Genomic DNA, 13,012 nt, shown 5'->3' with positions numbered 1-13,012 from the left:
ATCGTCATCCCGCTGGAGCATCAGCCATGCCTGCGAAAGCCCGTCCGAGCCGCGACGTCGCGGCCGAAATCACCAACCTCATCATCAGAAAGCTGGAAGAAGGCGTCCCGCCCTGGACTCGGCCCTGGCGGGTTGCCGGCGCCGGTGGCCGTCCGCTCCGACACTGCGGCACGCCCTATACCGGGATCAACACGGTCTATCTTTGGGCGATCGCAGACGCGAACGGCTATCGCTCGCGCTACTGGATGACGTATCGCCAGGCCGAAGCGCTCGGCGGCCATGTTCGCCGGGGGGAGCACGGCTCGCTCTCGGTCTATTATTCGAGCTTCAAAAAGACCGAGTCGGACCGGGTGACCGGTGCCGAGAGCGAACGCAGCATTCGTTTCCTTCGCCATTATCTCGTGTTCAACGCCGATCAGATCGATGGGCTGCCCGCCTATTTCTATCCGGACGACGCGACCCCTGCGCCGATCGATCCATCTGCGCGGCAAGCTGCCATCGACGAGTTCTTCGATCATGTGCCGGCAGATGTTCGACATGGCGGCGATCGCGCCTTCTTCCACCCGACATTTGATTTCATCCAGATGCCGCACCGGCGGTCATTCACAACGATGGATCATTACGCCTCGGTGAGGGCACACGAGACCGTTCATTGGTCAGGCGGCAGCTCGCGCCTTGCCCGGACCTTCGGCAAGCGGTTCGGCGACAAAGCTTATAGTTTCGAGGAGCTTGTGGCTGAGATCGGAAGCGGCCTGATTTGCGCGCATTTGGATCTGCCGAACGAACTGCACGACAATCATGCGAGCTACGTCGCCCACTGGCTCGGCATTTTGCGCGCGGACAAGACCGCAATCATTCACGCCGCCTCGAAAGCTGAGCAGGCCTTCAACTACCTTCTGGCGTTTGGCGACAGCGACGACACGGCGTCATCGGCCGAGGGGGTCAGGCAGATCCTCGAGGCGGCCTGACCGCCGCTAATCCGAATTTTCCCCGACATCACAGGAGATACCGATGGGCTGGCTCACCATGTCCCGTTTCCACATGGGCGGACACAAGACCGCCAAGGATTATCTGGACGCGCAATTCACCTATAGCCGCGAGGCGGACGGGACGATCAAGGGACTGAAGGTGCTCGCCTCATCCTGCCCCCAGAATCGCACCTATTATGCTGCGGCTCAGGTGATGATCGACGGCGTCGGCAAGGAGGTTTTCGCGATCGTCTGCAAGGTGATGTGGAATCCCAAAAGCAAGTCCGGCGAGCATTTCGGCTACAAGGATATGGACGAATCTGTCGGCCCCTATGAGGATAGCTGTCCCCGCCACATTCTCGACCTTCTGACCCCGACCGACCGGGAGCACGCCCTCGACTGGCGCGCGCGGTGCCGTGCCAACCTGGCCCGCCGATCGCGCAAGATCGAGGACGGCGACCGGATCAAACTGGCCCAGGCGCTGACCTTCTCCGATGGTCATGTGGGTGACGAATTTATCGTCGTGAAGCGCGGCCGCCGCCTGAGTTTCCGCGATCCCGCGACTCGCTGCGGCTATGCGATCAGCCGGTTCATGGAGCGCGACTGGACGATCCTGCCGGTCACTAAGGTTCACAAGACGATCTTTGCATGAGTGCGTCAGCCAGTATCATTCCCGCAGCAGGGAGAAGCCATCATGTTTGCCGCGTGTCTTGAATTGTCGCCCAAGCGTCTGCAGCTTTGCAGCCGCGAGAACGCCAATCGCGTCGCAGGTCGCCTATTCGACGAGCGGCCGGGTAGGCTGTCGATCGTCCGCACTGGCGATCCGCTGCAACCATTCCGGGTCTGCACGACGCCGGCGGCCGATGATCATGTCGAGGTGGAGATGACATTTTGATCCGGATCGCGGCGGCCATCATCCTCGCGGGCGGAGCCGCTCTCACATCGCCCTCATGGTCTCAGAGTTTCGACGCGAAGGCGCGGGCGCTCGATGGCGATACCGTGGCCGTCGATTTCCGGTTGCTTGGGGTCGACGCATTCGAGCGCGGGCAGCTCTGTCGGCGCGCCTCGGGATGTTGGCAGTGTGGGAAGGCCGCACAGGATTTCGCCGCGAACGCCCTGCGCTCCAAGGCCGCGACGATCCGGCTCGTGTCTTCGTCTTCTTATGGCCGCCCCGTTGCGGTCGTTACAGTCGACGGCGCGGATTTGGGAGAGCGTCTTATCCGCGCGGGTCTCGCGACCCCGCAGGCGAGTTATCTCAGAGACGATCCCGCTCGCCTGCGCGCATATAATGCGGCCTTCGCTTCGGCCAGGAGGCAAAGGGCAGGGGCCTTTGCCGGAGACTGGATCGAACCGTCGCGCTGGCGGCACGGGAACCGCCTGAGCTGCGAGCGCTGATGGTCAAGCCGACAAAGTCGGGTCGGCCCACCAAGATGGTCCCTGCTCGAAATTTCCGTCCATCCTGACCAACGGCCCATCGGGCGCGTCGGCCACATAGGGGTTCACGAGCGGCATCACCGTCTCCTTCAGGCGCTTCTGTTCGCCTGCGATGCGCCCGCGCCGCTCCAGCAGATCCTCCAGCCATTCAAGATCGTCGAGCATCGACACCACGCCGCGGCCGGCGAGGCAGAAATAGATGCAGCGCTGAAAATCGTCGGCACCATCATTGCCCAGGATCTCCGCCAGCTTCAGCTTGCCCGCCGAAACCCCTTCATGCACCCAGCTTACCGCCTCGCGCAGCTCCCGCACCGAATAGTAGGCGTCCTCGACATGCATGCCGATCGCCGCATTGGCGATCATCCGACGGGTCGGCCGGTTCTCCATATCCAGCGCCGCATCCCGCAGCGTTATGTCGAGATCGAACAGGTGTCGGATGCTGGGCGTCGTCATGGCAAATCTCCTACTCATTAGAACGTAACGTGAACATGCGCGACCGTCAATTGTCCGCGTGCTTCCGTTGCGAGCGGAGCGCGCATCATGCCCATCAACGTCATCGTCGGCCTTCCGCACCTGAACGATGGGCCGATCCTTCAGCGGGCACGCGCGCTTGGCCGGACCGCGCTCATCTCGGCGAACGCGCTTTCACGTTGGTCCGAAAAGCGCGGCTGGCGGGAATGGACCGGATGGCGCCTGGGGCAACTCCAGAATGCACGGGGTTTGTCCGGCCTCTGCCTGGACTCCGCAGGCTTCGTCGCGACTGCGCGCTATGGTGGCTTCCCGTGGTCCCTGTCGGACTATGTATCGCTCGCGGCGGCCTATCCATTCCAATGGTGGGCAAGTGCCGATTACTGCGTCGAGGCTGAGATCGCGCGAGATCGCGACGAAGTCTTCGACCGCCTGTCGCGCACCATCCGCGCCAATCGCGACTGCCGCATCCTGGGCGAGGATGCCGGAATAGCCGACAGACTGATGCCTGTGATCCAGGGCCGGCGACCATCCGACTATGAGCGCTGTGTCGATGCGCTCTGGGGTTCGCTCCGCCCCGGCGCATTGATCGGTGTCGGAAGCATGTGCCGGCGCGATATTCACGGACCGGTAGGCCTGATCGCGGTCATCGACCATCTCGATCAGATTCTTCCGGCCGGTGTTCTGCTCCACGCATTCGGCGTCAAGGGCACGGCACTGCCCTTCCTTCTGCCTTTCGCACACCGGGTCGCGTCGATCGACAGCCAGGCCTATGGCGTCGGTGCGCGTCGGGCAGCCCTGAAGGCGGGGATCTCCAAGACCGATCGCGTCGTGGCCGATTACATGGAGCAATGGCTCGCCGGTCAGTACCACCGACTAACCGAGCGGCCGCGCCGCCTTCCGCAGCAACGGCCTGCTGACGCAGATCCTCCGCCGATCGATCCCTGGGAGGCCGCAATCGCGCAGGCCCGTACCGAAATCCGCGATCTCATCGAGTCCGGCGATCTTGATCATGATGAGATGTTCGAGCCGTGGCTCGAGCAATGGGCGGCCGACATCTTCCATGACCAGACGGCGGAGCGGTGAAAGGGGAGGGGGAGTGGAAGGGTGAGCATCAGGCTCACCGAAAGGGTGCGCGTCGCGAGCAAGCGCGTGCACCGCCATTCTCACTAGGAGAACCGCCTTGACCGCATCGCACCCTGTCGGAACCGCCATGGTCCCGCTCGCCCGGATTGCCGTGGGCTATAATCCGCGCCGCTATTTCGACCGGAAGAAGCATGACGAACTCGTCGCCTCCCTGCGTTTGCGAGGCATGCTGCAGCCGATGCTGGTTCGGCCCGCTGCCGACCTGCCGGAGCATTTCACGATCGTCGCCGGTGGGCGCCGCTTCCGAGCCGCCATGGAAGCCTTCGGCGAAGACGGGGAGGTGCCGGTCCTGATCCGGGAGATGACGGATCAGGAGGCGCTCGATGCCGCTATTGCCGAAAACGACGATCGAGATGACCCCTCGGAGACTGAGCAGGCAGACGCGGCCGTTCGCTACCTCGCGGCGTGTCAAGGCGACCGCGCCGAGGCTGCCCGGCGGCTTGGCTGGTCTCGGGCGAAGCTCGATCGCCGCCTCGCGCTCGCCGACCTTTCCGACACCGTCAAAACCGCGCTCGACGAGCGCCGCATCAAGGTCGGACACGCCGAGCTGCTGGCCGCCGTTCCCGCCGACAAGCAGGACAAGGCGCTCGAGACGATCATCGCGGCTAGCCTTGATATCGCCAAGACCCGCGACCTCCTGATGCGTGTCACCCAGCGTCTGGCCGACGCCCTCTTCGACAAGACGGAATGCATGACTTGTCCGTTCAATTCGGGGACGCAGCGCGCCTTGTTCGACACCCATGTCGACGATGGTCACTGCACCAATGCCACCTGCTTCCAGCTCAAGACCGAAGTCGTCGAAGCCGCGCGCCGTGAAGCGGAGGCGGCCGCCGAGGCCGAGGATGCCGCCGCAGCAATCGGGTCCAATGATGGCGACGAGGCCGATCTTGCCGACGATGGCGACGAAATCGAGGATGGCGGAGAAACTGGCAGCCTGATCGATGACGCCGCGCCCGTGGCACCTCTGGCCGGCCGCGGGACCGTCGTGCGCAAGGTTTCCACCAGCACCGGGCCGAGCATCACCGCAAAGTCCATCGCGGGTCGCACCGCCGACCTGCGAGAGGCGACCTGGCGGACGGCACTCGCGCGCGGGCTGGCTGACGATCCATCGGCTGCGCAGGCGGCGATCCTCGTGGCGGCGCTGACCGGCACACTGTCGCACATCAAGGCAGGCACTTTGACCTCGCGCGCCGCGCTGCTGGTCGACGCCGCGTTCCCCGATCGCGGTTTCAAGGACAAGATCGCAGAGATCCGTGAGCTGTCGGAGGGACAAGCCACGACGGTGCTCGCCGCGATCGGGGCCGCCTATGCCCGGGACGTCCAGTCGTTTACGCATGTCGCCGATCTTGCCAGCGCCTTCGGCATCGACATTCGGACGGTCTGGCAGGTCGATCGCTCATTCCTCGAACGCTACACGAAGGACGAGCTCAAATTCATCGCCGGCGAATGCGGCCTGGTGGCGCATATGGGCGAGAAAGCCTTCGCCAAACTGCTTGGCGCCAAGAAGGCCGACCTCATCTCCGGCATGTTGAATGCGGTTGGCTTCGACTGGGCCGACCGGGTGCCGAGCGCGATGGCCCTCAATGGCCGCTATTCGCCGCCCCAGTTTCTTCCGCCCGCTGAGACCGAGGAGGTGGTCGCCGACCTGGCCGCCTGACCCCACCAGCCTTCCAATCAAGGAACCACCAACATGCTGATCTCAAGCCTATTGCCCTTGCTGGGCAGCTATTCGCTCGCCTTCGATCTCGTCGCCGGCGCTGACGATGTTGTCACCCTCATCATCATTCCCCGCATCGCCGAGGGGAAAACGCACAAGGCCGAGGCCGGCGAGCTGCGTCCGATCTCGATCACAGCGACGGCCGCTGAGATCGATGCCGAGCTCTCGAAGGGTGCCGACGGCGCCCTTGGCGGACTGATTGCCGCGCGCAAGACGCTCGCTGACCAGATCGCCACCCAGCGGGGCGCGGCCGAGGCCGCCCGCGCAGCGTCCGCCGAGGCGGCGAAGGCAAAGGCGGCATCGACGCCTCCCAAGTCGGCAGGCCCCACGACCATCGCGCCGGCTGCGCCAGCACCGGGCGCCCTTCCGGCCGATGCCAAATCGGAGGAACCCGCCAGTCTTTGGTGACGGGATGAACCGGCGCCCCTTTGCCATTCCAACGAGGACATTACGATGCAGATCGATCACCTTGCCCGGGTCTACCGCTATGACGGTATCGACCTCCCGCAGCCGCCGCACCTTGCCAACGACCCGCAAGGGCTGCGCGCCTATCACGCCACCCTCTACCCGGCGATCCTCAATGCCGACCTGGTGGATGCCGGGGTTACCGGCGGTGTCCATGTCACCGAATATCGCCGCGCGGTCGGCACGAAGGGCTGAGGTGGCACGCCCGCGAACAGCGGCCATCCCCGCAGCACCGCGCAACACGCTCCTCGAATGGATCGAGAACGACCATGGCGACACTTCCGGACTTTCCCGGCCAACCTGCAGCAAACAGGCCCAAGCCCTCCATGCGCAGATCGTCCTTTGCGCGGGCACGCAAGAGGACGGTCCCGCCGATCCCATCGCTCCACCCATCGGCCTGCCCCTCCCACCGCTCGGCTGACCTCGCCGGACGGTCCGTCCGCTTCTCGCCCGATATTCCCGTGATCTTCGATCGCTCGCTCGTAGCCCATCACAAGCTGGTGGGCAGCTGGGTGGTGTCGAAGGAGGGGGCGACAGCGCGTCTGACGCGCCCCGAGGCACGGCGGCGCATCGAGCAGGTCTTCACGGCGAAGGTCCTGGACATCCTGCGAAGCTGTACGATCGCGGACTTGCGCGTCGTCCTCCTCAACGGGGAATCCTGCGGCGCGCCGGCGATCGCCATCGTCTGCGATAGCGTCGGACAGTTGGATCTTGGATGGATCGAGGACAGCAATCGGCCGATCCCGTGGCGCGCGGCGGCCTACCGGGCGCTCGAGCGCACGCTCGGAAGCGCTCTCCCGGTGTTCTGCTATGACGATCTCTTCGACAATATCTCGATGTACTATTGGGATGGCGAGACCGAAGATGGGGCCGCCCGCGAAGCCCTGATCGCCTACCACGGGGCTGATCCCAGCGAAATCGACGCCCAAATCATGCCGTCCGCCATGAATGCCAAGCGGCCGGAATGGATGTTCGCAGCAAAGGCGGCGCCTCAGTCGAAGCTACCGATTGTCCTTCGCCGGGCCTTGCGCGAATTACGCGATGCTCACGCGGCACTCACCGATCTGCCCGACGAGCATCATGCCTGGCGCGTAGAGATGGACGTTCTCTACGAATATGTCCCCGGCATCGAGGAATGCTCGCCACTGCCGCCGCTGACCCTCGTTCCCGTCGAGCAGTTCGCGGTCGAGGTCGACGATGTCGGGCGCCACGGCATGGAGTATGGCTTCATGGACGTGACGGGTCTCTGCCCGATGACACAAATCGCAGCAATCGATGCATGGCTTGCCTCGCTCGCGGTTGGCGCCCGGCTTCTGCGCGCTGCCAGACACCTAATCGAACTCTATCCCCCCGAATAGCGAGGCCGACATGACCGACCATTGCGTGCAGTTCGAGCGAACTGCCGGCGGATTGGTGCTGACCAACGCCATCCTGCTTTACAGAAGCAACGGGGCCCGCGGCCTCGGTTCCCATCTTACCCCCGACGAGGATGCCGACGCTTTCGCCAGCATCCACCAGATCGACCATGACGCCGCCGGCGCACCGACTATCGCCGCCGGGACGCCTTTGACACGAGCACATTTGCGGCATTGGTCGCAGGCGCTCGGCCGCGTCGCCGCGCCCCAAATTCTCCCCGAGACGGTGCTCGTTGCGCATCCCGATCTGCTCGTCTGGTGGGTGCCCGCGCAGGTGCGGCCAGCATATTTCAACCTGTCGACCCCGCCGGCGGGCCTTCGTGCGCTTGCTGGCCGTACCGTTGTCCCGGTCGCATATCCCGCGCACGTCCTTGTCGCCACTCGGCGTAGGCTTGGTGTCTATGCCCTTGGCCGCAGCGAGCGGCCCACGGCCGAGACCATCCTGCTTCATTCGCCCATCCTCAACGTCTTCCTCAATGGCTCGCTGTGTTGGGGCAACATTCCGAGGCCGACATCGCTGGAGGTGGCGGCCATTCCCGAATTCGAACGTGCGCTTTTTGACTCCTGGTCGACGCACCCCAATCCGGGCCAGGAGCTGACCGTCACGGGAAAGGGCGGTCTCGTGCGGCTCTGGGACAATCTCGCGGCGACCCGCGCGACACGCTTCCCGGTCAAACGCCTGAAGGCGTTCGTTGGCGATCGTCGTCAAGCCGTCCCACGAGGGGGCACCAAGGCCGAGCCGATGACGCTTGGTGACTTGATCTACGGAAAGTCCCGCCGATGATAGCCCTTGCCGAAGACCCGACCTCCGCTGCCGTCCTGGCGGCCGCGCCATGTTATCCGGTGCCGCCCAGTGGGCAATCCCCTGCCATCGACGCGGTTCGCGAAGCCCGTGTCGGTCAATGCCTCGTCGTCGGCCGCGACGGTGTCTGCTTGATCCTGCGCCGGGCCTGGCTCGCTCTGGACCTGCCCGTCACACCGCCTATTCCAGCTTATCTCCCGTATGGAAGCATTGGCGCCGGGCGCGCGGATCTGCGCTGCGGACTGATACCGGCAGAGCTGTTGGCACAAGTCCTCAAGCACTTTCGGGCCGCTCTGCCGAACGAGGCCGCGGCGTTCATCGTCTGGGATGAGAACGATCGGCAATTCACGCTCGATCTCCCCCAGATCGACCACGCGACGCCGTCGCACCTCACCTACCGTCCACCCGTGCAGCCGCCGCACCGGCATATCGTCTGTGACATCCACAGCCATGGCCATGCTCCCGCCTTCTTCAGCGCAACCGACGACGCCGACGACGCACACGCGACCAAGATTTCCATGGTGGTCGGACGTCTCGGTCACGCGGATGGCCCGACAATCGCCTCCCGGCTGTGCGCCGGCGGGATGTTCCTGCCGCTTCCGCGCAGCCCATTTTCTGGAGACTATCATGAGCTCTGATCCGCCTGCCCGCCACTATCTGCCCGCGGCCCTTGGCAGCGGGGCGATCAAGGTCGTGCTCGTGGGTTGCGGCGGCAACGGAGCGCAGATGCTGATGGGCCTCGCCTCGCTGGACACCGCACTGCGCGCCATTTCCTCTCGCTCGCTCGACGTGACCGTCGTCGACGATGACATCGTCAGCGAAGCCAATCTCGGCCGACAGCCCTTCTATCGATGCGACATCGGCAACTCCAAGGCCCGGACCCTGACCGAGCGGGTCAATCTCGCTCACGGCCTTGCCTGGACGGCGGTACACGGACGGGCGCCCGAGGCCGCCAAGCTCGACGGCGCTGATATTCTCATCACCTGCGTCGATACCGCCTCCGCGCGCCGGGCCATAGGAGCAGCACTGGTGGCCGGGCGGAGCCCGCCGACCTACTGGATGGACCTCGGCAATCGCGCGGGCGATGGACAATTCATTCTCGGCTGCCCGAACCACGAGGCCGAGGCCGACCATCAACTACCTCCCACGGTCCTCGAATATTTTCCGGAGATCGCGGACGAGACCCTACCGGATGACGATGCGCCGTCATGCTCGATGGCCGAGGCCCTGGAGCGTCAATCGCTCTTCGTGAACAGAGTCGTGGCGAGCCATGCCCTGGCGCTGCTCTTTGACCTCATTGGTCGAGGATCGATCGGGCATGCGGGGGCCTTCATCAACATTGCCACGGGGCAGAGCGTTCCCATTCCGCTGCCGATCGCCGCCTGAGAGTCAGCGCTCCCCGAGGCCGCCCACGGGAGAAAGGGGAGGGGGAGAGGGCCGTTTGAGCGGATTTTCGCTCAAGACCGGAGGGCCTCCCCATGACTTACGACGTCGCCATGCGCCATCAGCAAGCGCTCGATCCCAGCTCGCTGATCACGGTCTTCACCACCCTCCACGCCATCGGCGCCGCAATCAAGGATTGCCGCAACGCCGGCAAGGATGCGGAAACCGATCCTGCCGTGATCCTGCTCGTCCGCCATCTGAGCGCAGTGTGCGAGGATCGGCCGTCCAGCCTGGAGCTTCGGCGCACCTGCATGGACCAGATTGCCGAAATCCGCCGCACCCCGGTGCTGCGAAATCTGGCCTATCGCGGCGTCAGCTATGACGAGGCCGCCAAGCGGCTCTTCCATTCCGAGGGCCGCTCCGCGATGCGGCGCCTGGCCGACGCCCTCGGCCTCTGCGACGGGACCTACGACATTCGCTCCAACAAGGGCGGCCCCGCGGTCTCCGGCGAAATCACGCTCCATGGCGAGGAGGCGTGGGTGCAGCTCTCGCTCGGCTGTTCGGGCCCGGGCCGGGAAGTCCTCTATCGCCGCGTTCGCGGCCGTGACGACCACTGCGGCGATCGCAATCACTGGGCATCGGTCAACGACCTCATGGCGCCCGACCGTTTCGCCGCCCGCCTGCAGCGCGACCTGCGCCTGCCCCCGCCGGTCGCACAGCCCATGCGCCTCTTTGCCTGATGTCGACGGAGGCCGAGCACATGACACGTGCCGAGAATATCCCGCCCTTCGATCCCTGCTCGGCCGCCACCTGGCTTGCCCGAGGCCGCGCACCGGATCAAGCCGAGGCGATTGCGAAAGCCTGGCGCGACTATCCCGACCTGCCGCCAACATCGACGGCGGCAGACCGCATGGCGCGTACCCGCGAACGTGTCGTCGCGATGAAGCCGGTCAACGACGCCATCGCCGCAGCTGCCGAGGCCGAGCGCCAGGCACGCAATTTCAGCTTCACCGAGGACCGAGCCGCCTCGGTACGCGGCGACGAGCGCGATGCGGCGATCCTGCGCGGCAGAGAGCGCTACGGCTATGACTGGAATCAGGCGATCCGCTATGCCGATGGCTGGTATGCGGCCCACGTTGGTTGGAATCACCGTCCACCGTCCAAAACCGCAGAACGCTCGGCCTATGATCGCGGGTTTGCCGATGGTGGCGGTGACGTCGATGATCTCTTCGATACGGCCCGCCGCGCCAATCTTGCCGCGGCAAGAACAGGCGCGCCGTCGCGACCGTTCGTCGCGGCACGATGTCTGCCCTCGGATTGGTTGAAGCCGAGCGATCGACCACGGCCGACACCGTGGCCACGGCGGGTCATCATCCTCGGTGATCACCCAGCAGCCGCACTCGGCCGCGGCGACATCTTCGAGCGCTTTCAGGAGACGGGCGGTCGCTGCGGCGGTCGCGCCATCGTCCTCACGGCCGCCAGGGGCTTCGCTTCGTCAGCGTCGGCATTGTCTGAGGCCGAGGAATTGACGGCGGCTCGCGCCGATGAACTCATTGCCAGTCCCGAGCAGGGAGACCGCCTTCGCGCCCTCCTGGCGGACAGCGATGTTGAGGACATTCTTGTCGCATTGCATGGCGACTATTTGCGGGTTCTCGACGCCCATTCGGCAGCCCTGCCGACCTGTCGAAATCGTGAGCGCACGCGCAACACGCCGCCGCAGGTCAAAGCGCACCTGAAGCTCTGGATGGACCGAGGCCGCGAGGCCGGAAGCAATGTCGGCGCCGGCCACATCCGTTGGTCCAAGGCGACCAAAGGCCTCACCGCCAAGCTGGGCGAGCTGACGGCCCGCTATCAGGGGCCCGGCCCCGACAGGGGGCATATGGTTTCGATCGAGCAGGGCGGTGCGCCCGCGTATGGCTTCATCGATCCTGACGGCGAACTCCTCGATCCCACGGTTGTCGTCGGTAGCAAGGCCCGGCTGCGCGAGGAGATGGCACGGGCGCTTCGCCTGTTCGGCGGGGCGACGAGATTCGGCGCTCGCTAATCCCTGGGGTGAAATACCCGCAGCCAGCGCTGGCGCGGACGCCGTTGCTCTGTGGACCGCGATCTCACGGTCATCGATCCCGCCGCCTAGGCCTTCGAGGTCATCGAACACCCGCACCGCAGCCCATCGCAGGAGACCACCATGTCCCGCACCGATGGACGCGCCTATGCGCGTCACCTGATCGACGCGGCCCAACATTTCCTGCAGTCAGCAGTTGCCGACTATGCGCCCATGACCACCGAGCACCGCTACTACTGGACCGCCATCTCGATCGAACTGGCGCTCAAAGCGTGGCTTAGCCTTGTCGGCTTCACCGACGACCAAATGCGCCGCACCGTTGGGCATGACCTCGCTATCGCGCGTAGCCTGGCGGAAATCGAGGGGCTTTCGTTCCCCGACGCCGCCGAACCGGTGCTGACGCTGGTCCATCCCTTCTACATGCAAGGCGGTTTTCGGCGACCTAACGATGTTGAATGGCCTGCGGCGCTTCTTGCCCAGACCCTGCCGTTCCTCACGGCCTTCTACGCCGCGATCTCCGATACGATCGCCGCGGTGCCACCCGAATCCGTTTCAGCGCCCGCCACGCCAACCTGACGGCGGCCGTCGCCGAAATCCTCGCTTCGCGCATCGCCGTACCATCGCGGTGACCTTACATGCCACTCGGCGGCGTGTCCGGTGCAGGGGAAGGCTTCGCAGGCCCGACTGTGTCACCCTCGATGCCGGGATCGAGATCTGTTGGGCGTATTTCGCAACTCCCGATCAGGAGCCCCCGTCATGTTGAACCAGTTCCAACGCGCCTGCGCGGATGTCTATGGCGGGAGCGACTTCGCCCATGTCGAAAGCCTGAGCGACGCCCGTGAGGCCGGAGACACGCTCTTCACCTTCCTGATGATCGAGCTCTCCTCGAGCGAGGGCTGCGACGGTCGCGATGAAGCGGTGCGAAGGCTCGATATGGCAGTCGCCGAAATCCAGGGTGTCGCCGAGGCCGTCCAGCGCGGCGGGCCCGCGCGCTGACGGAGCAGGGGGGCTGGCGGGGTGGTGATCTGAGACCATTCACGCTCGACGCCTCCCGATGTCATCCCGCCAAGCATCGGCCTTGGGCGGCACCGCAGCAGCTCTTTGGTCTACCCGCTGTCGACCTCTTGTTGGCAGGCGCTCTCCTTGATCGAG

17 protein-coding genes are annotated in these 13,012 nt (G+C 65.0%); 16 read left to right on the top strand and 1 reads right to left on the bottom strand.

Annotated features, from left to right (window positions below; all coding sequences use genetic code 11):
- Window positions 1-26: 26 nt before the first annotated feature.
- From OMP43_RS13230 to OMP43_RS13215, 4 genes are read left to right on the top strand one after another with little or no spacing between them, the layout of a single operon-like run.
- Window positions 27-968 (top strand): zincin-like metallopeptidase domain-containing protein, encoded by a 942-nt coding sequence (locus OMP43_RS13230; protein ID WP_030090556.1) that lies wholly within the window; start codon window positions 27-29, stop codon window positions 966-968.
- A gap of 43 nt (window positions 969-1,011) precedes the next feature.
- Entirely contained in the window at window positions 1,012-1,620 is a 609-nt protein-coding gene (locus OMP43_RS13225; RefSeq protein ID WP_062787886.1) for a hypothetical protein, read from the top strand.
- 42 nt (window positions 1,621-1,662) lie between these two features.
- The gene (locus OMP43_RS13220; protein ID WP_030090560.1) at window positions 1,663-1,863 is read left to right on the top strand and encodes a hypothetical protein; all 201 of its coding nucleotides are present in this window, start codon (window positions 1,663-1,665) and stop codon (window positions 1,861-1,863) included.
- A 5-nt stretch (window positions 1,864-1,868) separates the two neighbouring features.
- A complete protein-coding gene (locus tag OMP43_RS13215) occupies window positions 1,869-2,363 on the top strand; it encodes a thermonuclease family protein (RefSeq protein ID WP_096367891.1) in 495 nt (164 codons plus the stop codon).
- 3 nt (window positions 2,364-2,366) lie between these two features.
- On the opposite strand, the gene OMP43_RS13210 is transcribed toward OMP43_RS13215, so the two are convergent.
- The gene (locus OMP43_RS13210; protein ID WP_070936340.1) at window positions 2,367-2,855 is read right to left on the bottom strand and encodes a hypothetical protein; all 489 of its coding nucleotides are present in this window, start codon (window positions 2,853-2,855) and stop codon (window positions 2,367-2,369) included.
- A gap of 87 nt (window positions 2,856-2,942) precedes the next feature.
- On the opposite strand from OMP43_RS13210, the gene OMP43_RS13205 reads away from it, so the two are divergent.
- From OMP43_RS13205 to OMP43_RS13150, 12 genes are all read left to right on the top strand, one after another.
- Window positions 2,943-3,956 (top strand): hypothetical protein, encoded by a 1,014-nt coding sequence (locus OMP43_RS13205; RefSeq protein ID WP_280280054.1) that lies wholly within the window; start codon window positions 2,943-2,945, stop codon window positions 3,954-3,956.
- Window positions 3,957-4,083: 127 nt separating this feature from the next.
- Window positions 4,084-5,673, top strand: coding sequence for a PRTRC system ParB family protein (locus OMP43_RS13200; protein ID WP_070936338.1), 1,590 nt, complete (start codon window positions 4,084-4,086; stop codon window positions 5,671-5,673).
- Between the two features lie 33 nt (window positions 5,674-5,706).
- Window positions 5,707-6,141 (top strand): PRTRC system protein E, encoded by a 435-nt coding sequence (locus tag OMP43_RS13195; RefSeq protein ID WP_070936336.1) that lies wholly within the window; start codon window positions 5,707-5,709, stop codon window positions 6,139-6,141.
- Window positions 6,142-6,186: 45 nt separating this feature from the next.
- Window positions 6,187-6,393, top strand: a complete 207-nt coding sequence (locus OMP43_RS13190; protein ID WP_030090566.1) for a PRTRC system protein C — start codon at window positions 6,187-6,189, stop codon at window positions 6,391-6,393.
- A 266-nt stretch (window positions 6,394-6,659) separates the two neighbouring features.
- On the top strand, window positions 6,660-7,556 hold the full coding sequence (locus OMP43_RS13185) for a hypothetical protein (protein WP_237241404.1): 897 nt from the start codon (window positions 6,660-6,662) through the stop codon (window positions 7,554-7,556).
- Window positions 7,557-7,566: 10 nt separating this feature from the next.
- Window positions 7,567-8,397, top strand: coding sequence for a PRTRC system protein B (locus OMP43_RS13180; RefSeq protein ID WP_070936332.1), 831 nt, complete (start codon window positions 7,567-7,569; stop codon window positions 8,395-8,397).
- Window positions 8,394-9,053 (top strand): PRTRC system protein A, encoded by a 660-nt coding sequence (locus OMP43_RS13175; RefSeq protein ID WP_070936330.1) that lies wholly within the window; start codon window positions 8,394-8,396, stop codon window positions 9,051-9,053. The genes OMP43_RS13180 and OMP43_RS13175 overlap by 4 nt, the downstream gene beginning before the upstream one ends.
- Window positions 9,043-9,801 (top strand): PRTRC system ThiF family protein, encoded by a 759-nt coding sequence (locus tag OMP43_RS13170; protein WP_070936328.1) that lies wholly within the window; start codon window positions 9,043-9,045, stop codon window positions 9,799-9,801. The genes OMP43_RS13175 and OMP43_RS13170 overlap by 11 nt, the downstream gene beginning before the upstream one ends.
- A gap of 92 nt (window positions 9,802-9,893) precedes the next feature.
- Complete coding sequence (locus tag OMP43_RS13165) at window positions 9,894-10,538, top strand: hypothetical protein (protein ID WP_070936326.1); 645 nt, start codon at window positions 9,894-9,896, stop codon at window positions 10,536-10,538.
- A gap of 20 nt (window positions 10,539-10,558) precedes the next feature.
- Window positions 10,559-11,842, top strand: a complete 1,284-nt coding sequence (locus tag OMP43_RS13160; RefSeq protein ID WP_280280053.1) for a hypothetical protein — start codon at window positions 10,559-10,561, stop codon at window positions 11,840-11,842.
- Window positions 11,843-11,983: 141 nt separating this feature from the next.
- On the top strand, window positions 11,984-12,436 hold the full coding sequence (locus tag OMP43_RS13155; RefSeq protein ID WP_070936322.1) for a hypothetical protein: 453 nt from the start codon (window positions 11,984-11,986) through the stop codon (window positions 12,434-12,436).
- A gap of 180 nt (window positions 12,437-12,616) precedes the next feature.
- Window positions 12,617-12,856, top strand: coding sequence for a hypothetical protein (locus OMP43_RS13150; RefSeq protein ID WP_070936319.1), 240 nt, complete (start codon window positions 12,617-12,619; stop codon window positions 12,854-12,856).
- Window positions 12,857-13,012 lie beyond the last annotated feature (156 nt).

Source organism: Sphingomonas sp. CBMAI 2297 (assembly GCF_029870595.1).
In the GTDB taxonomy this organism is placed as follows: domain Bacteria; phylum Pseudomonadota; class Alphaproteobacteria; order Sphingomonadales; family Sphingomonadaceae; genus Sphingomonas.
This window is presented reverse-complemented; position numbering and strand designations above follow the sequence as displayed.